The following is a 24,906-nucleotide window of genomic DNA, read 5'->3' on the forward strand; positions in this document are numbered from 1 at the left end:
TTTTTCTTTTCAGCGACTTGCAACACCTCATGCAACCGGGCATTGGCCCGCGCGTTGCTATCCCGGCCTTGTGGTCGGTGATATATTCCTATAATACAGTCCCATCGGGAGCGCGGATGCGTTCCGAACGAGGTGGGCGCATGAACTACGAGGCAGGGATGTTGGATCGGCAGGAGCGGCTCGGCTACGAAGGCGAGCCGGCGCGGCGTGGGCGGCGCTGGTTGTGGATCGGACTGGGCGCCTTCGCGCTCGTCGTGATCGCGGCCTTTCTTGTGATGAAGCGCCCGGCCGAGTCGCTGCCCGCTGCCAAGGGCGGCAAGGCGGAGGCCCAGATGCAGACGGTGACCGTCTCGGCGCCGGGCCAGCAGACCAATTCCACGATCGTCACCGGCACCGGCTCCCTTGCTGCCAAGCGCGAGATGCCGGTCGGCGTCGCCGGCGAGGGCGGCATCGTCACCCGCGTGCTCGTCGATGCCGGCAGCTGGGTCCAGAAGGGCCAGGTGCTCGCCGTGGTCGATCGCTCGGTGCAGGCGCAGACCGCCGAGTCGCTCGCCGCGCAGATTCGCGTTGCCGAAGCCGATGCCAAGCTCGCCCAGGCCAATCTGGAGCGTGCCGAGAAGCTGGTCGGCAACGGCTTCATCTCGCGTGCCGACATCGACCAGAAGACCGCCGCGCGCGATCAGGCGCTGGCCCGGGTCCGCGTCGCCAAGGCGCAGCTCGCCGAGACCCAGGCGCGCAACCGCCGGCTCGACATCCGCGCGCCGGAAGCCGGCCTGGTCCTCGCCCGCCAGATCGAGCCGGGCCAGATCGTCAGCTCGGCCTCGGGTGCGCTGTTCCGCATGGCGATGGACGGCCAGCTCGAGCTGCGCACCCAGCTGTCCGAGGCCGATGTCCAGAAGCTGCACGTCGGCGCGCCCGCCGAGGTGACGCCGGTCGGCTCGCAGCTGAGCTTCAAGGGGCAGGTCTGGCAGGTCTCGCCGGTGATCGACCCGACGAGCCGCCTCGGCACCGCGCGTATCGCGCTTGCCTATAACCCGGCGCTGCGTCCCGGCGGCTTTGCGAGCGCGCGGATCGTGGCGGGCTCGGTCACCTCGGTGGTGCTGCCGCAATCGGCGGTGCAGAGCGACCAGCAGGGCAGCTTCGTCTTCATCCTCAACGACAAGAACGAGGCGGTACGCCGCGACGTCAAGACCGGTGACGTGTCCGATCAGGGCGTGCGGATCACCAGCGGCCTGACCGGCAGCGAGCGCGTGGTGCTGACCGCGGGCGCGTTCCTCAACCCGGGCCAGAAGGTCATTCCCCAGCTGCTCAAGAAGTAAGGGATCGGCGCGATGAGCTTTCGCAACATCTCGGCCTGGGCCATCCGCAATCCGGTCCCGCCAATCGTCCTCTTCCTGTTCCTCACCATCGCGGGGCTGGTCAGCTTCAACCGCATGGACGTGAACAACAGCCCGGACATCGACTTTCCGATCGTCTGGATCTCGATCAGCCAGCCCGGCGCCGCGCCGAGCGAGCTGGAGACGCAGATCACCCAGAAGGTCGAATCCGCTGTCCGCAGCCTGCAGGGGATCGACGAGATCAACTCGACCGTCTCCGAAGGCAACAGCCAGACGGTGGTGCAGCTGGCGATCGGCACCCCGATCGACCGCGCGGTGGAAGACGTGCGCAGCGCGATCCAGCAGATCCGCGGCAATCTGCCCGACGGCATCCTCGAGCCGCAGGTCGGCCGCGTCGACAGCGCCAGCAGCAACGACATCGCCAGCTTCACCGCGTCCGCCAGCGACATGACGGTCGAGCAGCTTTCCTGGTACATCGACAATTCGGTGACCAAGGAACTGCTGTCGATCAGCGGCATGGCGGCGGTGCAGCGCAACGGCGGCGTCAGCCGCGAGGTGAGCGTGGTGCTCGATCCGGTGAAGCTCGCCAGCTTTGGCCTGACCGCGAGCCAGGTGAACCAGCAGCTGCGCCAGGTGAATCTCAATGCGGCCGGTGGCCGTGCGCAGATCTCCGGCTTCGAACAGTCGCTGCGCGTCGTCGGCAACGCCAAGGACGCCTACACGCTGGGCCAGACCCAGATCGCCACCGGCACCGGCCGCACCGTGCGCCTCGCCGACATCGCGACGGTGAAGGACGGCTTCGCCGAGCGTCGCAACTTTGCGCGCTATGACGGCCATCCGGTGATCTCGTTCGATATCCAGCGCGCCAAGGGTGCCTCGGACGTCACCATCTTCGAGGAGTCGCAGAAGAAGCTGCAGGCGCTCGAAAAGGCCAATCCGAAGGTCCATTTCGAGCTGCTCGACAATTACAGCAAATACGCCAAGGAGCAGTTCAACACCGCGATGGAGGCGATGATCGAGGGCGCGGTGCTTGCCGTCGTCGTCGTGTTCCTCTTCCTGCGCGACTGGCGGGCGACGGTAATCTCGGCGCTGGCGATTCCCTTGTCCGCGATCCCGAGCTTCTGGTTCATGGACATGCTGGGCTTCACGCTCAACCAGATGACGCTGCTCGCGCTCAGCCTGGTCGCGGGCGTGCTGGTCGACGATGCGATCGTGGAGATCGAGAACATCGTCCGCCACATGCGGATGGGCAAATCGGCCTATCAGGCGTCGATCGACGCCGCGGACGAGATCGGCGTCGCCGTGCTGGCGACGACGATGTCGATCGTCGCGGTGTTCCTGCCGGTCAGCGTGATGCCGGGCATCTCCGGGCAGTTCTTCAAGAATTTCGGCCTGACGGTGGTTGCCGCGGTGCTGATGTCGCTGGCGGTCGCCCGCATGCTCACGCCGATGGTCGCGGCCTATTTCCTAAAGGCGCACGGCCATGTCGAACATGGCGGCGGGCCGGTGATGCGCCTCTATGTCCGGTTGCTCGAATGGACGCTGATGCACCGCTGGGCGGCGATCCTCGCCTATGTGCTGTCGCTGGCAGGGACGATCCTGCTGCTCGTCACCATGCCGCAGACCTTCCAGCCCGCGCAGGACCAGGACAGCGTGACCGCCACGATCGAGATGGTGCCGGGCACCACGCTCGAGCAGACCGATCGCGTCGTCCAGCAGGTCGCCGGCATCCTGCGCGCCGAGCCGGGCGTGCAGCATACCTATGCGCGCACCTCGGTCGGCAACGGCCGTGTCACCGCCGACCTGGCGGAGAAGAAGAGCGCCGAGCGCAAGGAAACCAGCACCGAGTTCGAGAAGCGCGTCGCACCCAAATTGCTCGCGATTCCCGATGCGCGGGTGAATTTCCGCTCGCAGTTCGGCTGGGGCTCGACCGGCCGTGACCTGACGGTCACGCTGGGCGGCGAGGATCCGGAACTGCTCAACAAGACCGCGCTCACCCTGATGAAGCAGATGGAGGGCCTCAAGTCCGTCGTCGCGCCGCGCATCTCGGGCGATCTGCAACGGCCCGAGATCGTGATCTCGCCGCGGCTCGATCTCGCCGCCGATCTGGGCGTGACAACCGCCGCGCTGTCCAACGCGATCCGAGTCGCGACGCTGGGCGACATCGAGCAGAACAGCGCGAAATTCTCGCTGTCCGATCGCCAGATCCCGATCCGCGTTGCGCTGGACCAGGATTCGCGGACCCGGCTCGACACGCTCCAGAACATGCGCGTGCAGACCCAGACCGGCGGTTCGGTGCCGCTCTCGGCGGTGGCGGACATCCGCTTCGCCGCGGGGCCGACCAAGGTCGAGCGGCTCAACCTGCAGCGCCGGCTCGTGGTGGGGGCCGACCTCGCCATGGATCCGAAGACCGGCAAGCCCTATGTCTCGGGCGAGGTGATGAAGGAGATCCACAATCTCCCGATCATGCAGCACCTGCCGGTGGGCGTGGCCGAGATGACGGTGGGCCAGGCCAAGTGGCAGGGCGAGATGATCCAGAACTTCATCGTCGCGCTGGCCTCGGGCATCTTCCTGGTTTTCGCGGTGATGGTGCTGCTCTATCGCCGCTTCGTCTCCCCGATCGTCAACATGGGCTCGCTGCTCAACGCCCCGCTGGGCGGGCTGATCATGCTGGCGATCCTGGGGATGCCGGTGAGCCTGCCGGTCTATATCGGCATGCTGATGCTGTTCGGCATCGTCGCCAAGAACTCGATCCTGCTCGTCGACTTCGCGCTGGAGGAGATGGAGAAGGGCGTGCCGAAGATGGAGGCGATCATCGACGCCGGCCGCAAGCGTGCCCAGCCGATCGTGATGACCACGATCGCGATGGTCGCCGGCATGGTGCCGACCGCGCTGTCGCTGAACGGCGACTCCTCGTTCCGTGCACCGATGGGCGTGGTGGTGATCGGCGGCCTGACCGTCTCGACCCTGCTGACGCTGGTGATCGTGCCGGCGCTGTTCAGCCTGGCGGTGGGCCTCGAAGGATGGCTGGGGCCGCGGCTCTCGCGCCGCCTGCTCACCTATCGTCCCGGCGACGACGGCAGCAAGGTGCTCGGCCCGGTGCCGGGACCGCACGGCGCGATCGACCACAAGCCGGGGGATGACGAGGTCCAGCCGGCGGAGTGAGCTGGCCTTGTGAACCTCCCTTTTCCTTTGGAAGAGGGGAGGTTTGCTACGGCCCATGCCCTCTGGCGACGCAGGGCATGCCTCCCCACATCCTTGTCATGACTGCTTATTCGCTGCTCGATCTGGTGCCCGTCGTCCAGGGCGGCACCGTCTCCCAGGCGCTCGCCAACGCCGCCGATCTCGCCGCCCATGCCGAACGGCTCGGCTTCCAGCGCTACTGGATGGCCGAGCATCACGGGATGGAGGGCATCGCCAGCGCGGCCACGGCGGTGGTGATCGCCCATGTCGGCCATGCGACCAGCCGCATCCGGATCGGCGCCGGCGGCATCATGCTGCCCAATCATTCGCCGCTCCAGGTGGCCGAGGCGTTCGGCACGCTCGACGCGCTGTTCCCCGGCCGGATCGATCTGGGCCTCGGCCGTGCGCCGGGGTCGGACCAGCGGGTGTCCGCCGCGATTCGCCGCAACCTGACGAGCGACGGCAACGACTTCCCGCAGGACGTGATCGAGCTGCAAAGCTACTTCGCCGATGACGGCCGCACCGGCGTCCGCGCGACCCCCGGCGCGGGGGCGAACGTGAAATTGTGGATTCTGGGCTCGAGCACCTTCGGCGCGCAGCTCGCCGCGGCGCTGGGGCTGCCCTATGCCTTCGCGTCGCACTTCGCGCCCGGCCAGATGGACGACGCGATCGCCGTCTATCGCCGCAACTTCCGCCCGTCCGAAGCGCTGGCCAAGCCGCACGTGATGCTGGGCTTCAATGTCTTCGCCGCCGATACCGACGCGGAGGCGGAACTCCTCGCCAGTTCGCAGCAACAGGCCTTTGTCGCGATCCGCACGACGGGGCGCGGCATCCAGCTGCCGCCACCGGTCGAGGGCTATCGCGCGAGCCTCGGGCCGCAAGGCAATGCCGTGCTCGACCATGTGCTGTCCGCGTCCGCGATCGGCGGGCCGGACAAGGTGCGGCGTGAGATCGCGGCGTTCGTCGAGCGTACCCAGGCAGACGAGCTGATGCTCACCAGCGCAATGTACGATCACCAGGCGCGCAAGCGCAGCCTGGCGATCGCGGCGGAGGCGATGCGCGCGGTGGAACCTGCCTGAGGAATCGGGCGGCGCCTGCCCCCAGGACGCCGCCCCCCCCGGCATTACACCAGGGTATCGAGGACCAGTCCCGTCGACTTCGTGCTGCTGCTCTTGGTCGCGTCGCCGGTCGCCGAATAGCTGCTGGAATCCTCGCTGCTGTCGCGCAGCTGCTGGACGAACGACTGCACCAAGTCTGCCTGGGCCGTCGTGCTGGTGGCGGCAGGATCCGTGTTGGCAGTGGTGCTGGTGCTGGCGGTGTCGGCATCGGCGGGCTTCGCGCCATGCGCGTGGTGACCGCCGCCATGATGGCCCTTGGTGAGAAGGCCCTTCAGCTCCGTTGCCTGATCCGCGGTGAGCGTGCCGTTGTCGACCTGGCTCTGGATCAGCGAATCCATCTTGGTCTTCATGTCGCCCGAAGGCTTGGTGCCGCTGCTGCGGTCCGCCGAAAGGGTCGAGTCGATCGAGTCCAGCGCCGTCGACAGCGCGGTCTGGTCCGTCGAGCTGATCTGACCCGAGGAAACGGCGGCGGAGAGCCGGTCGTTGATGCGGTCGCGCGGCGACTGGAGGGTCGTGCTTGCGGTGGAAAGTGCGGAAATGCTGCTCATCATCTGCCTCCCAAAGGGGTTAATCCCCCACGACAGTTTACACCAATATGGTAAAGCAACATTTAACGCGGCCGGCGATTTCAGCGATGTGCATACGGGTTACGCATCGACGACACGACGACGCTGGCCGTATTGAACAGCCCTGATCACCTGAGAATTTCGAAGTGTTGCGGCGTGGAAATCAGCCGGCAGCGGGCAGACGCAGTCGCACGAGCAGGCCGCCCAGATCTTCGCTCTCTTCCAGGCTCACCGTGCCGCCATAGATTTCGGCGACGTCCCGCACGATGGCAAGGCCGAGACCGGTGCCGGGCTTGCCCGTATCCAGCCGCACGCCACGGTCGAAGATGCGGATGCGATCGGCCTCGGGGATGCCGACGCCGTCGTCCTCGACGAGGATCTCGACGAAGCCCGCCTCCAGCCGCGCGGTCACGAACACGCTGCCGCCACCATATTTGGCGGCGTTCTCGACCAGGTTGCCGAGGATCTCGTCGAGATCCTGCCGCTCGATATGGGCGACGGCGTCCTTCACCCCGTCCACGTCGATGCGGACGTTCGGATACAGCCGCGCCACCGCCCGTTCCACCGCCTCGATCGAGGGCCAAACCTCGGCGCGGCTGTGCGCGCTGCCGCGGCGGCCGACGGCACGGGCGCGGGCGAGGTGGTGGTCGATCTGCCGCCGCATCGTCCGTGCCTCGCGGATGACGGTGTCGGGCAGATCCGCCTGCCCGGCGGCGGCGGCGTTCATGATCACGCTGAGCGGGGTCTTGAGCGCATGGGCGAGGTTGCCGGCATGGCGCCGGGCCTCCTCGGCCTGGCGATCATTATGCTCGACCAGCGCGTTGAGTTCGTCGACCATCGGGCCGACTTCGGCGGGCAGTGGCCCGCCCACCCGCTTGGTATGTCCGGCGCGCAGGCTGGCTATCTCGCGGCGCACCTTGCGCAGGGGGCGCAGGCCGTACCAGGTCTGCAGCGTCGCCATCGCCACCAGCCCGAGCCCGAGCAACGCGAAGCTGCGCACCAGCGTGCGGCGCACCGTGGCGATCTGCGCATCGAGCACGTCGCGGCTCTGCGCCACCTGGAACCGCCAGCGCACCGGCGAACCCGGCAGCGTCAGGTCGCGCTCGGCGATTCGCAGCTTCTGGTCGGGGAACTGGTTGCTGTCGTAGAAATGCACGTCGCGGTCGGTGTGCACCGCGTCGACCTTGAGCTTGCGATCCCATAACGAGCGGGAGGGGAAGGTTTCGTGCCCCTCGCCGCTGATCTGCCAATAGGCGCCCGAATTGGGCTCGAGGAAGCGCTGGTCGGCAAGCTCGCGGGTCATCCGCACCTCGCCGTTGCTGTCCAGCTCGGTCGAGACGATCATCGACGAGACGAGGTAATCCAGCTGGTCGTCGAAATTGCGGGTGATCGCGCCCGTCAGCACCCGGTCGAGCGCCAGCCCCCCGCCGACCAGCAGCAGCAGGATCCAGGCGGTCGCCACCAGCAGCATGCGGCGGCTGACCGACCCGGTGACGCGCACCGGGCGGCGCGACTTGGGCTCCGCTTCCAACGTCGTGGCAGCGGATGCCGTATCGTCCGCGTCCTCCGGGATCGCCGCGCCGTCCATCGTTGGCAGATCAGCTCAGCGCGGATTCGTCGAGGCTGTAGCCGAGACCGCGGATGGTGGTGATCACATCGGCGCCAAGCTTCTTGCGGATGCGCGTGACGAACACTTCGATCGTGTTCGAATCGCGATCGAAATCCTGGTCGTAGATATGCTCGATCAGCTCGGTGCGGCTCACCACCTTGCCCTTGTGGTGGAGCAGGTAGCTGAGCAGCTTGTATTCCTGCGCGGTGAGCTTCACCGGCTCGCCGCCCTTGGTGACCTTGCCCGAGCGCGTGTCGAGGCGGATGTCGCCTGCGGTAAGCTCGGCCGAGGCGTTGCCCGAGGCGCGACGGATCAGCGCGCGCAGGCGGGCGATCAGCTCCTCGGTCTGGAACGGCTTGGCGACATAATCGTCGGCGCCGGCATCGAGGCCCGCCACCTTGTCCGACCAGCTGTCGCGCGCGGTGAGCACCAGCACCGGCGTGGTCTTGCCTTCCTTGCGCCAGCGATCGAGCACGGTAAGCCCATCGATTTCCGGCAGGCCGAGATCGAGGATGATCGCGTCATATTGCTCGGTCGAGCCGAGGAAATGCCCCTCCTCGCCGTCGGTCGCCAGGTCGACGGCATAGCCCGCGCCTTCCAGCGCGGTGCGGAGCTGGATGCCGAGATTGGGTTCGTCCTCGACGATCAGAAGTCGCATTCGCTGTCCCGTCCTTCTCTTCTTGACTGCTCAATTGCCCACGCGGCGCAGGATCTGGCCGGTATGGCCATCGACCTCGATCCAGATGACCGATCCATTGCGCAGGAATTTGAGGGTGTAAACGTCGTGCTCGGGATCATAGTCGAATCCGAGATATTGCGCGCCCGGCATCCGCGGGATCACCCGCCGCTCGATCTCGCGCGCAGGCAGATTCTGGCCACGAAGCCGCCGCTCGCGCGCCGCACGCTGGCCATCGTCCTGGGCGGCGGCGAAGGGCCGCGCCACGGCCGGGCTCGTGAGCGCGAGGCTCGCAAGACACGCGACCAGAACAGAGGGAACCAGCATTCGCATGGGCATGGCATAGGGTCCGGGCATTGAATAGCCCCTGAACATCGGTGTCATCCGCAGTTCGGCAATTGTGGCATTGGTGCATCGCTCGGCCGTGGCGCCTGCCCGCTTGCGGGGGCGCCCGCCGCCCCCTAGGTGCTGCACCATGGCTGCTCCGGTGCTTTCCTATGAAGGGCTGGGTCTCGTTCAGGGATCCGGCTGGCTTTTCCGCAATCTCGACTTGCATGTCGGCGAGCGCGATCGTCTCGCGCTGATCGGCCGCAACGGCGCGGGCAAGACGACGCTGCTCAAGCTGATCGCCGGCGCGATCGACAGCGACGAAGGCCGCCGCACCATCGTGCCCGGCACCCGCGTGATCCTGCTGGAGCAGGAGCCGCGCATGACCGGCTGCACCACGCTGATGGACTATGTCCTTTCCGGCGACGATGCCCCCGCGCAGCACGAGGCCGAGGCGATCGCCGACCAGCTCGGCATCGACCTGTCGCGCGAGGCCGCCACGGCTTCGGGCGGCGAGCGCCGCCGCGCCGCGATCGCCCGTGCGCTGGCGCAGGATCCCGACGTGCTGCTCCTCGACGAGCCGACCAACCATCTCGATCTCGGCGCGATCGAATGGCTGGAAGACTGGCTGACCCGCTACAAGGGCGCCTTCGTCGTCATCAGCCACGATCGTACCTTCCTCACCCGGCTCACGCGCCAGACGCTGTGGCTCGATCGCGGTTCCATCCGCCGCGCCGAGATCGGTTTCGGCGGGTTCGAGGCGTGGACCGAACAGGTTTATGCCGAGGAGGAGCGCAATGCCCAGCGGCTCGACGCCAAGCTCAAGATCGAGGAGCATTGGCTTCAGCGCGGGGTCACCGGGCGTCGGCGGCGCAACCAGGGGCGCCTGTCCAAGCTCAAGGAAATGCGCGCCGAACGCGCGGCGATGACGGGGCCGCAGGGCACCGCCGCGCTCGCCACTGCCTCGGACGGCAACCAGACCAAGGTGGTGATCGACGCCAAGCACGTCACCAAGCGTTTCGGCGACCGCACGATCATCAAGGACCTGACCTTCCGCGTCACCAAGGGCGACCGGATCGGCATCGTCGGATCGAACGGCGCGGGCAAGTCGACGCTGCTCAAGATGCTCACCGGCGAACTCCAGCCCGACGAAGGCACGGTCAAGCTCTCGCAGACGCTGGACGCGATCATCATCGACCAGCAGCGCAGCCTGATGGCGCCCGACAAGCGGGTGCGCGACGTGCTGGCGGACGGCGGCGACTGGATCGACGTGCAGGGCGCGCGCAAGCACGTCCATGGCTATCTCAAGGAGTTCCTGTTCGATCCCAGCATCGCCGAGGCGCGGATCGGCACGCTGTCGGGTGGCGAGCGCTCGCGCCTGCTGCTCGCGCGCGAATTCGCCCGGCCCTCCAATCTGCTGGTGCTCGACGAGCCGACCAACGATCTCGACCTCGAGACGCTCGACCTGCTCCAGGAAGTGATCGCCGATTATGCGGGCACCGTGCTGATCGTCAGCCACGACCGCGACTTTCTCGACCGCACCGTCACGGTGACGCTGGGGCTGGACGGCAGCGGCACGGTCGACGTGGTGGTCGGCGGCTATGCCGATTGGGAGGCCAAGCGGCGCCCGCGGATCGAGGCGAAAAAGGCGAGCAAGCCGGCGGCCGCCGCGCCCGCGCCCGAGGCCCCCAAGGCGCGGACCAAGCTCAGCTACAAGGACCAGCGCGACTACGAACTGCTGCCCAAGCGGATCGAGGAGATCGACCAGATCATCGCCCGCGACGAGGCGGCGCTGGCCGATCCCGCGCTCTACGCCAAGGATCCGGCGAAGTTCGCCAACTTGAGCGAGGGGATCGCGAGGCTGCGCGACGAGAAGGACGCCGCCGAGATGCGCTGGCTGGAGCTGGCGGAGATGGTCGAGGGCCTGGGCTGAACTGCCGCCGCGATCGGCGCTGCACGTCCCGCCAAGGGTCGGCGGGACGGTCTCAGAGCCCCCAGCGTGTCACCCGTTCGCGTACCGAACCCGTACCCGCCGACGCGACGCGCGCAGCATGCCGCCGGCCAGCCCGAAGCCGCCGATCATCAGCGCCCAGCTTGCCGGTTCGGGTACGGCGGACCGCGCGGTCGCGGAGAAGCTGGTGAGCCCGTCCGCCTGCGTCGTCAGCGTCACCACCGCCGGCGTGGGATCATAGCCGGTGATGCGGAAGACGCCTGAGGCGATCAGCTTCAAGCTGCCGCCGACCCCATCCGGCGCAAAGCTGACCGAGTTGATCGCGCCGAGATCGAACTGGATGCCAGGTCCAATGTCGAAGAAGGCGGTGATCGGGCCAGTCGAGAAGCTCGGCAGATCCTGGATCGTGCCGCAATATCCCGCACAGATCAGTCCGGCGAAAATACCCGTGCTGCCGAGCGCCGAAAAGATCGTTCCGGGAATGCCACCATCATTCGTGGCCAAGGGCGATAGCGGAAAGTTGTAGAAATCCAGCCCGGTAGCGGTGGCAAAACTGGTTGCGCCCATTGGCCGGACAAAACCGGTGAAATTGATCTGGCCCAGGATCGTGGCTGCCTGGCCTGGTGTCGACAAGCATAACAGCGCTGCCGTCGCAGCGAGCTTTGTCCCCATACGCATGTGCGGTACCTCTCCATTCAAGACGCTTGTAGTTCTGACGCGACTCGATTGCTTTTCGCACTGTGTCGAAGGTAGCGCACACCTAAGTGCTTACAATTACATTCAGAAGTTCGTGATTGCGGAGATATGCATTGTTCGGCGCGGTCAAAAGTCCGGTGCTGCGGGCTTTGGATCCATCCGGATGGAGCAGTCGGCGCCGAACGGAGCGGCATTCATCGCTGCCGCGTTGCACATAAAAAATCGCATAGTCGGCAGCCGTGTCATTTTGACACGATCGTATCCGGCAAGCCTGGGTGGCCATGGTAGCAAGCTGCCGAAGTGCTTCCGACGCGCCTAGAGACGCTTGCCCTGCCGTCCCGCCAGTTCGACGACATATTGCCATGCCACGCGGCCCGATCGACTCCCGCGGCGGGTCGCCCACTGGATGGCGTCCTGGGGGTCGAAGGTCAGGCCATGCGCCTCGGCATAGCCGCGCACGATCGCGACATAGGTGTCCTGATCGACGACATGGAAGCCGAGCGACAGGCCGAAGCGATCCGCCAGCGCGAGATCGTCGTCGATCGAATCGCGCGGGTTGATCGCGCTCGATTGCGCCTCGATGTCGCGCGGCAACAGGTGGCGGCGGTTGGAGGTGACGAGCAGGCGGCAATTGGCCGGGCGTGCCTCGGCGCCACCTTCGAGCAGCGAGCGCAGCGCCCGGGCATCGGCGGCGGCGTCAAAGCCGAGATCGTCGATGAAGATGGCGAAGGGCCGATCGGTCGTCGCCAGCAGTGCGAACAGATCGGGCAGCGTCTCGAGATGGGTGGTCGCGGCTTCGACCAGCGCGAGTCGGCCGCCCTGGGCCTGCACCGCAGCCACCGCGCCCTTGACCAGCGCCGACTTGCCGGTGCCGCGCGCACCCCAGAGCAGCACGTCCTGCGCGGCGTGGCCGGCGGACAGGCGCTCGAGATTGGCGAGCAGCGCCGTCCGCTGCTTCTCCACGCCCTGCAGCAAGCCGAGCGGCGTGGGGGCGAAGGCGCGTGCCGGCAGGATGTCGCGACCGCGCCAGACATAGGCGGGGTGCGCGGCGAGGTCGGCCGGCGCGGCAGGCGGTGGCGCGAGGCGTTCGAGCGCTTCGGCGATGCGGATCAGCGGATCGGTCATGCCCGCGCTCACTTCGCCTTGCGCGCGGCAGCGACCGCATCGGCCAGCGCCTGGTAGTCGCGTGCGCCATAGAGGACCTGCTTGCCCACCACCCAGGCAGGGGTGCCGTTCATCGCGAGCCTGGCGCCCAGCCGGTGGTTCGCCTCGATTTCCTTGCCGATCGCATCGCTGTTGGCGAGCTTCTGCGTCGTCGCGGGATCGAGCCCGGCCTTCGCCAGCGCCGCGCCGATGCTGGCGCTGCTCGGGCCGTCGCTGGCGAACAGCGCGTCGTGGAAGGGGCGGAACTTGCCCTGCTGCGCCGCGGCCAGCGCGAAGCGCGCGGCGGTCACGCTGGCATCGCCGAGCACGGGATATTCGCGGTAGACGATGCGGACGTTCGGGTCCTTGGCGATCAGCTCGGCCAGGCCGGGCAGGCTCGCGCGGCAATAGCCGCAGGCATAGTCCATGAACACCGAGACGGTGACATCGCCCTTGGGATTGCCCGCCCAGGCGCTGGCGAAGGGGGTGGTGAGCGCGGGCAGGGCGGCGGGCACGGCCGCCTGGGCACCGTCCTGCGCCTTCTGGGCCTGCTCATTCTCCTGCTGCTGCAGCCGCTCCATCATGTCGCGCAGGATGGCGGGGTTTTCGAGCAGATAGGCATGGACGATGCGCTCCACCTGCGCCTTGTTGCCGCCGATGCCGGGGACCAGCGCCTGGAGCGCCAGCACGATCAGGCCGCCCAGCACGGCGGCGACGAGCAGCGCACCGCCCAGGAAAAGCTTCGAGCGGGTCATTGCTGGAGATTGCGTCCCTTGTTCTTCTTGTCGTCCTTCATCGCCTGTTCGGAGACCATGGCGATGTCCTGCGCGCGGATCCATTCGGGCGAGCCCTGCGGCAGCCCGGCCATCGCCCGGCGCGCACTGACCATCGCGGTGCGCGCGTCGCCGACCAGGTTGGAGCGCTCGGCGGTGGCGAGCGCGGTGCGCGGCTCGTCGCCCTTGCGGTCATAGACCGTGCCGAGATTGATCCAGGCAAAGGGGTTGTCGCGGTCGCGGGTGAGCGAGTCGCGCAGCACCTGCTCGGCTTCCTTGAGGTTCGCCTTGTCCTCCGTCGCGACCAGCGCGTGGCCGAAGGTGCTCGCGATCAGGGGCGAGTTGTTCGACAGCTGGGTCGCCTTGCGCAGCGGCTCCAGCGAGGCCTGGGGCTGGCCCGATTCGAGCAGGATCTGGCCCTGCAGCTCGAGGAAATAGGGGTCGTTCGGTGCCAGCTTGACCAGCGCCGCCGTCTCCTCGGCCGCCTGCTCGGGATAGCCCGACTGGTGATAGGCATAGGCGCGCGCATAATGCGCCGGGATGGAATTGTCGGTCGTGGGGTAGACGCGCAGCGTCTTCTTCGGATCGTTGGTATAGCCGCGCAGCTTGGCCTGGACGCGCTTGAAGCGGCGCTCGAGGTCGGCGTTGATCGGCGCGTTCCAGGTTGGCGAATTCTTGAGGTCGGCGGTCAGCGTCTGTACGCGATCCTGCGACATCGGGTGGGTCTGGGCGAAGGGATCGACCTCGGGGTCGGTGGCGTAATAGCCGTAGCGGTGCATTTCCTGGGTCAGCTTGTCGAAGAAGCTGAGCATGCCCTTGCCCGAGATGCCCGCGGTGTTGAGGAAGCGTACGCCGGCGGCATCGGCGGAGGATTCCTGCACGCGGCTATAGGCGAGATACTTGCCGATCGCGGCGCGCTGGCCGGCCATCAGGATGCCGGTGCCGGCCTCGGCCGAGCCGGCCGCCATCGCCGCGGCACCGAGCAGCAGGCTGAGGATCGAGATGTTGCCATAGCCGCCGTCGCGCTGGAACACCGCGTGTCCGCCGACGATATGGCCGATTTCGTGGGCGACGACGCCCTGGACCTGGTTGGCGGTATCCGCCGCGTCGATCAGGCCCGAATTGACATAGACGATCTGCCCGCCCGCCACGAAGGCGTTGATCGACGGATCGGCGACCAGCACCACCTTGGCGTTGGCGGGATTGAGCCCGGCGGCGGTGAACAGCGGCTTGGCCATGTCGGCCAGCAGCGCCTCGGTCTCGGCGTCGCGCAGCACCGACTGCGCCATCGCCGGGCGCGACGCGAGGGCGGCGAGGCCGAGCATCGCGAGCAGCGTGGCCAATCGGTGGATGCGCGCCATGATCGATACTCCCCGGGGCAAATTCGACGGGCCGCCCTGGCAATACAGCCCTGAACCTACACTGAAAGATCCCGGCGCGGCAGGGCTGCCGCGCCGGGGATCCTACTCAGGCGCCGAAGGTGCGCTGCCACCAGCCGCGGCGGGGCTGGCCTTCCTCTGCCGAGGTGTCGGCCTCGGCAGCCGCTTCGTCGGCAGCGGGTGCTTCCTGCGCGGCCGGAGCCTCGACGGCGGGTGCCTCGGGCGCTGCCTCGGCGACCGTGTCCGCCTTCTTGCGACGGGTGCGCTTGGGCTTGGCCGGGGCTTCCTCGGCCGGTGCCTCGACAGCGGCCGGGGCGGCCTCCGCCTCGACGTCCGCCTTCTTGCGGCGGGTACGCTTGGGCTTGGCCGGTGCCTCTTCGGCCGGTGCCTCGACAGCAGCCGGGGCGGCCTCCGCCTCGACGTCCGCCTTCTTGCGGCGGGTGCGCTTGGGCTTGGCCGGGGCTTCCGCCTCGGTTTCTACCGCGACCGGTGCAGGTGCGGTTTCGGCGACGGGCTCGGGCGCCGGAGCTTCGACCTCGGCTGGCGTCGACTCCTCGGCGTCTTCGGCTGCCTGCTCGGCACCCTCTTCGCCCGCACCGCGGCGTCCGCCGCGACGGCCGCGACGACGGCGCTTGCGATTCCGTTCGCCTTCCTCGCGCTGGGCGGCGGTCTCTTCGGTGTCGACTGCGGCCTCGGCGGCTTCGGCGGGTTCGCCGTCCTCGACCTCGTCCTCGGCGCCGTCGGTCTCGACCTGCTCGTCCTGGCCGGCTTCGCCTTCCTCACGCCCGCGACGCCCGCGACCGCGACGACGACGACGGCGCTTGCCGCGGCCTTCGCCCTCGCCACGCTCCTGGCGTTCGCCCCGCTCGCGCGGCTCGGCGGCTTCGGCTTCCGCCTCGGCTTCCAGCTCTTCTTCCTCTTCCTCGATCTCCTCGACGAAGTCCTCTTCCGGCTCCTCGAGCAGCGGCTCGATCTTGGGCGCATAGGCCGGCGGCGGGCCCGAGGCCTCGACGGTCATGCGCGCGCCTTCCAGCTCGCCGTCCGCTTCGACCTCGACCAGCACGCCGTAGCGATCCTCGATCTCGGCCAGCTCGCCGCGCTTCTTGTTGAGCACGTAGAAGGCCGCTTCCTGGCTGGCGCGCAGCAGGATCTGCGAGCCGCGGCCGCGGGCGGCCTCGTCCTCGATCATGCGCAGCGCCGACAGGCCCGCCGACGAGGCGGTGCGGACAAGCCCCGTGCCTTCGCAATGCGGGCAGGTGCGGGTGGAGGCCTCCAGCACGCCGGTGCGCAGGCGCTGGCGGCTCATTTCCATCAGCCCGAAGGCCGAGATGCGGCCGACCTGGATGCGGGCGCGATCGTTCTTCAGCGCCTCCTTCATCGCCTTCTCGACCTTACGGACGTTGGACGAATGATCCATGTCGATGAAGTCGATCACGACCAGGCCCGCCATGTCGCGGAGGCGGAGCTGGCGGGCGATTTCCTGGGCAGCCTCGAGGTTGGTCGCGGTCGCGGTCTGCTCGATATTGTGCTCGCGCGTCGACCGGCCCGAGTTGATGTCGATCGAGACCAACGCCTCGGTCGGGTTGATCACCAGATAGCCGCCGGACTTCAGCTGCACCACCGGATGGTACATCGCCGACAGCTGCTCCTCGACCCCGGCGCGCTGGAACAGCGGCACCGCATCGGCATATTGCCGCACCTTGCGGGCATGGCTCGGCATCAGGAGCTTCATGAAGTCCTTGGCCTGGCGATAGCCTTCCTCGCCCTCGACGATCACCTCGTCGATGTCGCGATTGTAGATGTCGCGGATCGCCCGCTTCATCAGGTCGCTGTCGCCATAGACGAGCGCCGGCGCGGAAGAAGTGAGCGTCTTCTCGCGAATCTCGTCCCACAGCCGGGCGAGATAGTCGAAGTCGCGCTTGATCTCGGTCTTGGTGCGCTGGAGGCCCGCGGTGCGGACGATGCAGCCCATCGACGGCGGCAGCTTGAGATCCGCCATGATGCCCTTGAGGCGCTTGCGATCGGCGGCCGAGCTGATCTTGCGCGAGATGCCGCCGCCATGCGCGGTGTTCGGCATCAGCACGCAGTAGCGGCCGGCGAGGCTGAGATAGGTGGTCAGCGCCGCGCCCTTGTTGCCGCGCTCTTCCTTGACGACCTGGACCAGCAGCACCTGACGCCTACGGATCACGTCCTGGATCTTGTAGCGGCGGCGCAGGTTCATGCGGCGCTGGCGCAGCGCCTCGGCCTCGTCGCCATTGCCGCCACGACCGCGACGGCGGCGGCCGTCCTGCGGCGCCTCCTCGCCTTCCGCGGCTTCCTCGTCGTCGTGCGCACGCTCGACCATCTCGACGCCGTCTTCATGGTCGTCGTGATCATGGTCGTGATCGTGGTCGTGATGATCGTCGTCATCATCCCCATCGGCTTCGCGCAGCGCGGCTTCCTGCGCGGCATGCTCTGCCTCTTCGCGCAGCAGGGCTTCGCGATCTTCCTTCGGGATCTGGTAATAGTCGGGATGGATTTCCGAGAAGGCGAGGAAGCCGTGGCGGTTGCCGCCGTAATCGACGAAGGCCGCCTGCAGCGACGGTTCGACGCGGGTCACCTTGGCGAGATAGATATTGCCCTTGAGCTGCTTGCGCTCAGCGGACTCGAAGTCAAATTCCTCGATTCGATTCCCTTTGACGACGGCCACGCGGGTTTCTTCCCGGTGGCGTGCGTCGATCAGCATACGCATGGTCATTTATGATTCTCCGGGCGCGCCGGCACAGTTCCTCGAAGGAATGGGGCGCGAGCGCGCGATATAAGAAGCGCACCCGCCGGCCTGCTTGGCCGAATCGGGTGGCGCGGGTTTCAAAAACTGCTGTTGCTGCACGGGCACGAGCGGACCAGCGGTCCCCTTGCTCCACCATCGCCACGCTGCCGGCCGGGAGGGCCTGGCGATGCGGACGGTGGGGAAATTGCCTCATGCGAACGTCAACCTGAACTGTCGCGGCAAAGAAGCGCCGCGTGCCTGATCCGGCGCAGTGCCGGAAGCATTCCTTGCCTAGCACCGCTATGTCGTTGCGGCAACTGGTGGTGCGGGGCAAGATTTCGTCCCCCGGCGGCCACAAAGCCTATCGAAGGATTTCGATCCCTTCGTATCGCATAGCCTGCTTAGCATATCGTTAACCATGGGGAGGGTGCCCGCAATTTCCGGCTGGACCGGCCGCGGCGACGCGCGGCATAGCGGCGGCGTGTCGTGGATGCTGTTCTTGCTTGCCGGATGGCTGACCGGTCTGCCCGGCCTGGCAGGCGTGGCGGCGCAGCTTCGCATCGAGGCGGACGCGCTGGTGGTGCCGGCGGAACCCTATGGCGGCACGGAAGGCCTTCGCTTCGCCTGGCGGTCGCCGGACTATAGCGTCAGCCTGGCGATGCCGGCGAGCGTCGCGGTCCGCACCGGGCCGCTGCCAAAGGTCGAAGGGGCTGCCGGCCTGCCGCTGGTGGTGCTCGATCCCGGCCATGGCGGCCGCGATCCCGGCGCGCCGGGTGTGGACGGCGTGACCGAGAAGGCGCTGACCCTCGCCGCCGCCCGCGCGATCCGCGAGGCGCTGCTCGCCTCCGGCCGGGTGCGGGTGGCCATGACGCGGGAAGACGATTCGTTCGTGCCGCTCCAGCAGCGCACCGACATCGGCCGGCAGCTGGGCGCGGCGCTGTTCCTGTCGCTCCACTGCGACAGCGCCGGCGATCCGCTGGCCTCGGGTGGCACGCTCTACACCCTGTCCGAAGTCGCCTCGGACAAGGAGGCGGCGCGGATGGCGGCGCGCGAGAACCGTGCCGATCTGCTCGCCGGGGTCGATCTGGGCAGCGAGCGCGCCGATGTCGCCTCGCTGCTGATCGACCTGACCCAGCGCCGCACCATGGCGGTTTCCGCGCGCTACGCCGATCTGCTTGCCCGCGAGGTGGCGCCGGCGATGCACCTGCACGCGCGGCCCCGGCGGATGGCGTCGCTGATGGTGCTCAAGGCGCCGGACATGCCCTCGGTGCTGTTCGAGCTCGGCTATGTCTCGAACGTCGAGGATGCCAAGGCGCTGGGGTCGCCCGAGGCGCGCGCACGGCTCGCCGCGGCGGTGCGCCGGGCGACCGAAATCTTCCTCGCCACCCGCTGAGCCGGGGCAAGGCCCCGGCGCGGCTCCCTTTCTTCGCGCCGAAAAGGTGCTACACCGCCGCCCGCATGGCCGACGGCGTCCCTTCCTCCACTCCCACCCCGAACGATCGCGCGCCCTCCCGCTGGGCGCGGTTGCGGCGGCGCTGGTGGTTTCGCATCCTCGCCGTGCTGGCGCTGCTCGCCGGCCTGCTGGTGCTTGCCCTTTGGCTGCTGGTCGCGCGCGACCTGCCCTCGGTCAACAAGCTGCGCAGCTATGAGCCGCAGCTGCCCAGCTATGTCCGCTCCGCCGACGGCACCCCGATCCACGCCTATGCGCAGATGCGGCGCGTGCAGCTCAGCTATGCCGAGTTCCCGCCGCTGCTGGTACGCGCCTTCATGGCTGCCGAGGACCGCACCTTCTTCTCGCACCACGGGCTCGACTTCCCCGGCCTGGTGCGCGCGGCGGGCGAGGGGCTGATCCGCGGCAAGACGCCGCGCGGCACCTCCACCATCACCCAGCAGGTCGCCAAGAATCTCGCGGTCGGCAACGAGGCGAGCTACACCCGCAAGCTGAAGGAAGCGATCCTCGCCTGGCGCATCGAGGATACGCTCAGCAAGCAGCAGATCATGGAATTGTACCTCAATTTCATCGAGCTGGGGCGCAATTCCGGGGGCGTGGCGGCGGCGAGCGACGCCTATTTCGGCAAGCCGCTCGACAAGTTGAGCCTTGCGCAAATGGCCTATCTGGCGATCCTGCCCAAGGGCCCGGCGAACTACGATCCCGATCGCAACGCCCAGCGCGCGCTCGATCGCCGCAACTGGGTGCTCGGCGAGATGCTGCGCAACGGCTTCATCAACCAGGTGCAGCATGACGAGGCGGTGGCATCGCCGCTCGGCACCGTGCCGCGCCAGACGCCGCGCTTCGAGCGGGTCGGCGGCTATTTCGTCGAGGAAGTCCGCCGCCAGCTCGCCAAGCAGTTCGGCGAGAAGAGCGAGGACGGGCCGAACAGCGTCTATGACGGCGGGCTGTGGGTGCGCAGCTCGCTCGATCCGAAGCTGCAGGCCTATGCCCAGCGCGCCCTGCGCGACGGCCTGCTGCGCTACGATCATGGCCGCGGCTGGTCCGGGCCGATCGGCAAGGTGCAGTTCGAAGGCGATGGCTGGTATTCGGCCTTCGTCTCGAAGAATATCGGCGTCGACTACGACAATTGGCGCGCGGCCGTGGTGATCGCGCGCGATTCGGGTGCGGCCCGGCTCGGCTTCGACGACGGCGATACCGGCACGCTGCCGGCCAGCGCCGCGCAGATGCCGATCCGCGGCAAGGGCGGCCATGCCTTCGACGCGATCAAGGTGGGTGACATCCTCGCCGTGGCCCCCGAGGGCGGCGCCTGGTCCCTGCGCAGCGTGCCCAAGGTCTCGGGCGGCATGGTGGTCGAGGATCCCTCGACCGGCCGCGTGCTGGCAATGCAGGGCGGCTTCGATTCGCGCCTCCAGGCGTTCAACCGCGCCACCCAGGCGACCCGCCAGCCGGGATCGACGATCAAGCCGATCGTCTATGCCGCCGCGCTCGAGAACGGGATGACGCCGGCCTCGATCGTCGTCGACGGCCCCTTCTGCGTCTGGCAGGGCGCCGGGCTCGGCCAGAAGTGCTTCCGCAACTTCGACAACAAGGCCGGCGCCGGCCCGCACACGCTGCGCTGGGGCATCGAACAGTCGCGCAACCTGATGACCGTCCAGATCGCCAATGCCACCGGCATGGACAAGGTGGTCGACGTGATCCAGCGGCTGGGCGTCACCAAGAACCGGCTGCCGCCCTATCTCTCCTATGCGCTGGGCGCGGGCGAGACGACGGTGCTGCGCATGGTCAACGCCTATTCCATCCTGGTGAACCATGGCCGCGCGCTCAATCCCACGCTGATCGACTTCGTCCAGGACCGCCGCGGCCGCGTGATCTTCCCCGCCGGCTGGCGCCCCTGCCAGGGCTGCAACGCCCGCGACTGGGACGGCAAGCCGATGCCGCGTCCGGTCTCGCGCGCCCGCCAGCTGATCGATCCGATGGTTGCCTATCAGATGGTCCACATCACCGAAGGCGTGATCCAGCGCGGCACCGCAACCGTGCTGCGCGACCTCAACCGCCCGATGATGGGCAAGACCGGCACCACCACCGGCCCCACCGACGTATGGTTCGTCGGCGGCACCCCGCAGATGATCGGCGGGCTCTATCTCGGCTATGACAGCCCCTCGAACCTCGGCGGCTATGCGCAGGGCGGGGTGATCGCGGCGCCGATCTTCAAGCAGTTCGCGGTGCCTGCCTATGAAGGGCTGGAGCCGCTGCCGTTCGTCGCGCCGCCGGGTATCCGCATGGTGCGGATCGATCGCTACAGCGGCCGCCCGGTGCAGGGCGGCTGGCCGAGCGACGATCCGCTCTCGCCGGTGATCTGGGAGGCGTTCCGCCCCGATACGGACGCGCGCCGCACCCGCCGCACCGCCAATGCGGAGGCGCCGGCCGCCGCCACGGCGGCGCCCGTGCAGCGCAAGACCGACCGGCAGACCGACAGCGACTTCTTGCAACGGCAGGGCGGAATCTACTAGCGGGGCGTCCGCACCCTATATGGCTATAGATCGCCGCATCGTCCGGGATGCGGCCGGCGGTTACTTCGGAAGGTTTGGAACATGCGCGCTGAAGCGCAGGCATATGTCGACAAGATCAACGCGGCCCTCGCGCTGCTGCGCCGCTCGCTCGACTGGGACCGCGCGCTGCGCCGCCTCGACGAGCTCAATGCGCGCGTCGAGGATCCGACGCTGTGGAACGACGCCAAGAAGGCGCAGGACGTGATGCGCGAGCGGCGGCGCCTCGACGAATCGATCAGCGCCACCCGCGCGATCGAGAGCGAGCTGAACGACACGGTCGAGCTGATCGAGATGGCCGAGGCCGAAGGCGACGAGGAAATGGCGGTCGACGGCACGGCCAGCCTGCGCGCGCTCGCCGAGCGGTCCGATGCCGACAAGGTCAAGGCGCTGCTCTCGGGCGAGGCAGACGCCAACGATACCTATGTCGAGATCAACGCCGGCGCCGGCGGCACCGAATCGAACGACTGGGCCGAAATGCTCCAGCGCATGTACACGCGCTGGGCCGAGCGCCACGGCTACAAGGTCGAGCTGGTCGACTATCACGCCGGCGAACAGGCGGGCATCAAGTCCGCGACCCTGCTGTTCAAGGGCGAGAACGCCTATGGCTATGCCAAGACCGAGAGCGGCGTCCACCGGCTGGTGCGCATCAGCCCGTTCGATTCGAACGCCCGCCGCCAGACCAGCTTCGCCTCGGTCTGGGTCTATCCGGTGATCGACGACAATATCGACATCGAGATCAACGAGAGCGAGCTGCGCATCGATACCTATCGCGCCTCGGGCGCGGGCGGCCAGCACATCAACACCACCGACTCGGCGGTGCGCATCACCCACTTGCCGACCGGCATCGTCGTGCAGTGCCAGAACCAGCGTTCGCAGCACAAGAACCGCGCCGAGGCCTATAACCAGCTCCGTGCGCGCCTGTACGAGCGCGAACTGGCCGAGCGCGAGGCGGCGGCCAATGCGGTCAACGCCACCAAGACCGATATCGGCTGGGGCCACCAGATCCGCTCCTATGTCCTCCAGCCGTACCAGCTGGTGAAGGACCTGCGCACCGGCGTCACCTCGACCGCGCCGAGCGACGTGCTCGACGGCGATCTCGACAGCTTCATGGCCGCCGCGCTAGCACAGCGCGTGACGGGCGAGGCCGTCGTGGTGGAGGATGTCGATTGACCCTGGCGCGGCCCCTGCTGCTCGGCGCGACGCTGCTGCTCCTGGCGGCGTGCGACGGCAGTCCCCGGGGGCCGGGCAATGTCACGCAGGACTCGTCGACCACCGGCTTCCCGGCGGCGGACCGTCCGGTGGCGACGATCGTCTCCTCGCGCTGGTCGAACGAGGAAGAGCGTGACCGGCTGAACGAGGCCGGCACGGTGATGAACCTGGCCGGCATCAAGCCGGGCATGACCGTCGCCGATATCGGCGCGGGCGAGGGCTATTACACGATCCGCCTCGGCCAGCGCGTCGGCGCCAAGGGGCGGGTGGTCGCCGAGGACATCGTCCCCGATTACATCAGCCAGCTGGCGACGCGCGTGGTGCGCGAGAAGCTGGACAATGTCAGCGTCCGCCTCGGCCTGCCCGCCGACCCGCGGCTGCCCGAGAACAGCTTCGATCGCGTGCTGATGGTGCACATGTATCACGAGATCGAGTCGCCCTACGAATTCCTCTGGCGGCTGCGGCCGTCGCTTGCCCCGGGCGGGCAGGTCGTGGTGGTCGATGCCGATCGCCAGACGGAGAATCACGGCACGCCGCCTTCGCTGCTCAAATGCGAGTTCGCGGCGGTGGGCTATGCGCAGGTGTCGATGCGGCCGATGCCCTCGGCCGGCGGCTATATGGCGGTGTTCGAGGCACGCGGCGCCCGGCCCGAACCCGAGGCGATCCGCGCCTGCAAGTCCGGCGCCCATGCCAAGGCGGTGACGCCCAAGCCCAACGGCGCGCACGAGTAAGCTCGTCTTCTTAGCCCCTCCTCCTGGGAGGAGGGGGTAGGGGTGGAAGGATTCCAGAACGCTGGTTGGTCTCGGTGAGACACAGCCCCACCCCAACCCCTCCCCTGAAGGGGAGGGGCTAAGAAGAAAGTAGCCGTGTTTCCTCCCCCGCCAGGGGGAGGTGGCAGGCGTACGCCTGACGGAGGGGGAGGATGCCAGACCCTCTCGGCCGTCGTGCTTCCTCCCCCTCCGAGCCGCCGCGCGGCCCACCTCCCCCTGGCGGGGGAGGAAACACTTGGTCCTAGGCGCATAGAAGAGCAGGGATGACTTCCCCCGCCACACCGGCTAATCCCGCGCGACCCATGACTGACGCAACCGACACCCAGCGCGACTGGCGCGACACCGTCTTCCTGCCGAAGACCGATTTCCCGATGAAGGCCGGCCTTGCTGCCAAGGAGCCCGCCATCCTCGAGCGCTGGGCGAAGATTAGGCTCTACCAGAAGCTGCGAGAGGCCCGCGCCGGCCGCGAGCGCTTCCTGCTGCACGACGGCCCGCCCTACGCCAATGGCGACATCCATATGGGCCATGCGCTCAACAAGATCCTCAAGGACATCGTCGTCCGCAGCCAGAGCCTGATGGGCAAGGACGCGCCCTATGTCCCCGGCTGGGACTGCCACGGCCTGCCGATCGAGTGGAAGGTCGAGGAGGCGTATCGCGCCAAGAAGCTGAACAAGGACGAGGTCCCCGTCGCGCAGTTCCGCGCCGAGTGCCGCGCCTATGCCGACACCTGGGTCGGCACGCAAAAGGCGCAGTTCGAGCGGCTGGGCGTGATGGGCGACTGGGCAAACCCCTACCTCACCATGACCTATGACGCCGAGGCCGTGATCGCGGGCGAGCTGCTGAAATTCGCCGAGTCGGGCCAGCTCTATCGCGGCGCCAAGCCGGTCATGTGGTCCCCGGTCGAAAAGACCGCGCTGGCCGAGGCCGAGGTCGAATATGAGGATATCGTCTCGACCCAGATCGATGTCGGGTTCGAGGTCGCATCCTGCCCCGAATATCCCGATCTGGTCGGTGCGCTGGCGGTCATCTGGACCACCACCCCCTGGACGATCCCGGTCAACCAGGCGCTGAGCTATGGCGAGGCGATCGACTATCTGCATTTCGAGTGCGACGGCCGCCGCTATCTGGTCGCCGAGCCGTTGCTGCCCGCCTTCACCAAGCGCACCGGCATTGCGATGAAGGGCTTCATCGCGCTGGCCAAGGGGCCGGTGCTGGAAGGCGCGACCGCGCTCCACCCGATGCACAAACTGGGCGGTTTCTTCGCCAAGCCCCGTCCGTTCCTGCCGGGTGAGTTCGTCACCACCGACGCCGGCACCGGCCTGGTCCATATGGCTCCGGATCATGGCGAGGACGACTTCCTGCTGTGCAAGGCGAACGGCATCGATCCGGTCTTCGCGGTGCAGGGCGACGGCACCTAC

At 67.8% G+C, this 24,906-nt stretch carries 18 protein-coding genes; 9 read left to right on the forward strand and 9 right to left on the reverse strand.

The window, feature by feature from the left end; all coding sequences use genetic code 11:
* Positions 1-140: 140 nt before the first annotated feature.
* The 3 genes from QZ814_RS14940 to QZ814_RS14950 all read left to right on the forward strand — a co-directional run bounded on the left by QZ814_RS14940 (position 141) and on the right by QZ814_RS14950 (position 5,599).
* Complete coding sequence (locus QZ814_RS14940; protein WP_294333758.1) at positions 141-1,319, forward strand: efflux RND transporter periplasmic adaptor subunit; 1,179 nt, start codon at positions 141-143, stop codon at positions 1,317-1,319.
* Positions 1,320-1,331: 12 nt separating this feature from the next.
* The gene (locus QZ814_RS14945; protein ID WP_294333760.1) at positions 1,332-4,502 is read left to right on the forward strand and encodes an efflux RND transporter permease subunit; all 3,171 of its coding nucleotides are present in this window, start codon (positions 1,332-1,334) and stop codon (positions 4,500-4,502) included.
* A gap of 98 nt (positions 4,503-4,600) precedes the next feature.
* Positions 4,601-5,599, forward strand: a complete 999-nt coding sequence (locus QZ814_RS14950; protein WP_294333763.1) for an LLM class flavin-dependent oxidoreductase — start codon at positions 4,601-4,603, stop codon at positions 5,597-5,599.
* A gap of 44 nt (positions 5,600-5,643) precedes the next feature.
* Here the strand turns inward: QZ814_RS14950 and QZ814_RS14955 are convergent, their stop codons facing one another.
* From QZ814_RS14955 to QZ814_RS14970, 4 genes are all read right to left on the reverse strand, one after another.
* Positions 5,644-6,186, reverse strand: a complete 543-nt coding sequence (locus QZ814_RS14955) for a hypothetical protein (RefSeq protein ID WP_294333764.1) — start codon at positions 6,184-6,186, stop codon at positions 5,644-5,646.
* A 181-nt stretch (positions 6,187-6,367) separates the two neighbouring features.
* Positions 6,368-7,675 carry a HAMP domain-containing sensor histidine kinase gene (locus QZ814_RS14960; protein ID WP_294333793.1) on the reverse strand — a complete coding sequence of 436 codons (1,308 nt, stop codon included), beginning with the start codon at positions 7,673-7,675 and terminating at the stop codon, positions 6,368-6,370.
* Positions 7,676-7,802: 127 nt separating this feature from the next.
* Complete coding sequence (locus QZ814_RS14965) at positions 7,803-8,471, reverse strand: response regulator transcription factor (protein ID WP_294333766.1); 669 nt, start codon at positions 8,469-8,471, stop codon at positions 7,803-7,805.
* Between the two features lie 30 nt (positions 8,472-8,501).
* On the reverse strand, positions 8,502-8,966 hold the full coding sequence (locus tag QZ814_RS14970; RefSeq protein ID WP_365898768.1) for a hypothetical protein: 465 nt from the start codon (positions 8,964-8,966) through the stop codon (positions 8,502-8,504).
* On the opposite strand from QZ814_RS14970, the gene QZ814_RS14975 reads away from it, so the two are divergent.
* The gene (locus QZ814_RS14975) at positions 8,965-10,749 is read left to right on the forward strand and encodes an ATP-binding cassette domain-containing protein (RefSeq protein ID WP_294333768.1); all 1,785 of its coding nucleotides are present in this window, start codon (positions 8,965-8,967) and stop codon (positions 10,747-10,749) included. The two genes, QZ814_RS14970 and QZ814_RS14975, sit on opposite strands and share 2 nt — an antisense overlap.
* Before the next feature lie 69 nt (positions 10,750-10,818).
* Here the strand turns inward: QZ814_RS14975 and QZ814_RS14980 are convergent, their stop codons facing one another.
* The 5 genes from QZ814_RS14980 to QZ814_RS15000 form a co-directional block, all read right to left on the reverse strand.
* Entirely contained in the window at positions 10,819-11,271 is a 453-nt protein-coding gene (locus tag QZ814_RS14980; RefSeq protein WP_294333771.1) for a PEPxxWA-CTERM sorting domain-containing protein, read from the reverse strand.
* Between the two features lie 507 nt (positions 11,272-11,778).
* Entirely contained in the window at positions 11,779-12,588 is an 810-nt protein-coding gene (locus tag QZ814_RS14985; protein ID WP_294333772.1) for a DUF815 domain-containing protein, read from the reverse strand.
* An 8-nt stretch (positions 12,589-12,596) separates the two neighbouring features.
* Positions 12,597-13,361, reverse strand: a complete 765-nt coding sequence (locus QZ814_RS14990; RefSeq protein WP_294333774.1) for a DsbA family protein — start codon at positions 13,359-13,361, stop codon at positions 12,597-12,599.
* On the reverse strand, positions 13,358-14,740 hold the full coding sequence (locus QZ814_RS14995; RefSeq protein ID WP_294333776.1) for a M48 family metalloprotease: 1,383 nt from the start codon (positions 14,738-14,740) through the stop codon (positions 13,358-13,360). Before QZ814_RS14995 ends, QZ814_RS14990 begins: the two co-directional genes overlap by 4 nt.
* A 106-nt stretch (positions 14,741-14,846) precedes the next feature.
* Entirely contained in the window at positions 14,847-17,495 is a 2,649-nt protein-coding gene (locus QZ814_RS15000; protein ID WP_294333778.1) for a ribonuclease E/G, read from the reverse strand.
* A gap of 439 nt (positions 17,496-17,934) precedes the next feature.
* Here QZ814_RS15000 and QZ814_RS15005 point away from each other — a divergent pair, with 439 nt between their 5' ends.
* From QZ814_RS15005 to QZ814_RS15025, 5 genes are all read left to right on the forward strand, one after another.
* Entirely contained in the window at positions 17,935-18,900 is a 966-nt protein-coding gene (locus tag QZ814_RS15005) for an N-acetylmuramoyl-L-alanine amidase (protein ID WP_294333780.1), read from the forward strand.
* A 65-nt stretch (positions 18,901-18,965) separates the two neighbouring features.
* The gene (locus tag QZ814_RS15010; RefSeq protein ID WP_294333782.1) at positions 18,966-21,470 is read left to right on the forward strand and encodes a transglycosylase domain-containing protein; all 2,505 of its coding nucleotides are present in this window, start codon (positions 18,966-18,968) and stop codon (positions 21,468-21,470) included.
* 81 nt (positions 21,471-21,551) lie between these two features.
* Entirely contained in the window at positions 21,552-22,679 is a 1,128-nt protein-coding gene (prfB, locus tag QZ814_RS15015; protein WP_294333784.1) for a peptide chain release factor 2, read from the forward strand.
* Positions 22,676-23,449, forward strand: a complete 774-nt coding sequence (locus QZ814_RS15020) for a class I SAM-dependent methyltransferase (RefSeq protein ID WP_294333786.1) — start codon at positions 22,676-22,678, stop codon at positions 23,447-23,449. The genes prfB and QZ814_RS15020 overlap by 4 nt, the downstream gene beginning before the upstream one ends.
* A gap of 341 nt (positions 23,450-23,790) precedes the next feature.
* A partial coding sequence (locus QZ814_RS15025; RefSeq protein WP_294333788.1) for a class I tRNA ligase family protein occupies positions 23,791-24,906 on the forward strand: 1,116 nt, incomplete at its 3' end.

The organism is uncultured Sphingomonas sp. (assembly GCF_913777625.1).
In the GTDB taxonomy this organism is placed as follows: domain Bacteria; phylum Pseudomonadota; class Alphaproteobacteria; order Sphingomonadales; family Sphingomonadaceae; genus Sphingomonas.

Excerpts from the sequence above, each read along its gene's own strand:
- QZ814_RS14965 (WP_294333766.1), bottom strand. The coding sequence starts at position 8,471 with ATGCGACTTCTGATCGTCGAGGACGAACCCAATCTCGGCATCCAGCTC.
- QZ814_RS14955 (WP_294333764.1), bottom strand. The coding sequence starts at position 6,186 with ATGAGCAGCATTTCCGCACTTTCCACCGCAAGCACGACCCTCCAGTCG.
- prfB (WP_294333784.1), top strand. The coding sequence starts at position 21,552 with ATGCGCGCTGAAGCGCAGGCATATGTCGACAAGATCAACGCGGCCCTC.
- QZ814_RS14970 (WP_365898768.1), bottom strand. The coding sequence starts at position 8,966 with ATGGTGCAGCACCTAGGGGGCGGCGGGCGCCCCCGCAAGCGGGCAGGC.
- QZ814_RS14995 (WP_294333776.1), bottom strand. The coding sequence starts at position 14,740 with ATGGCGCGCATCCACCGATTGGCCACGCTGCTCGCGATGCTCGGCCTC.
- QZ814_RS15010 (WP_294333782.1), top strand. The coding sequence starts at position 18,966 with ATGGCCGACGGCGTCCCTTCCTCCACTCCCACCCCGAACGATCGCGCG.
- QZ814_RS14985 (WP_294333772.1), bottom strand. The coding sequence starts at position 12,588 with ATGACCGATCCGCTGATCCGCATCGCCGAAGCGCTCGAACGCCTCGCG.
- QZ814_RS14950 (WP_294333763.1), top strand. The coding sequence starts at position 4,601 with ATGACTGCTTATTCGCTGCTCGATCTGGTGCCCGTCGTCCAGGGCGGC.
- QZ814_RS14940 (WP_294333758.1), top strand. The coding sequence starts at position 141 with ATGAACTACGAGGCAGGGATGTTGGATCGGCAGGAGCGGCTCGGCTAC.
- QZ814_RS14945 (WP_294333760.1), top strand. The coding sequence starts at position 1,332 with ATGAGCTTTCGCAACATCTCGGCCTGGGCCATCCGCAATCCGGTCCCG.
- QZ814_RS14990 (WP_294333774.1), bottom strand. The coding sequence starts at position 13,361 with ATGACCCGCTCGAAGCTTTTCCTGGGCGGTGCGCTGCTCGTCGCCGCC.
- QZ814_RS15000 (WP_294333778.1), bottom strand. The coding sequence starts at position 17,495 with ATGACCATGCGTATGCTGATCGACGCACGCCACCGGGAAGAAACCCGC.
- QZ814_RS14975 (WP_294333768.1), top strand. The coding sequence starts at position 8,965 with ATGGCTGCTCCGGTGCTTTCCTATGAAGGGCTGGGTCTCGTTCAGGGA.
- QZ814_RS14960 (WP_294333793.1), bottom strand. The coding sequence starts at position 7,675 with ATGCTGCTGGTGGCGACCGCCTGGATCCTGCTGCTGCTGGTCGGCGGG.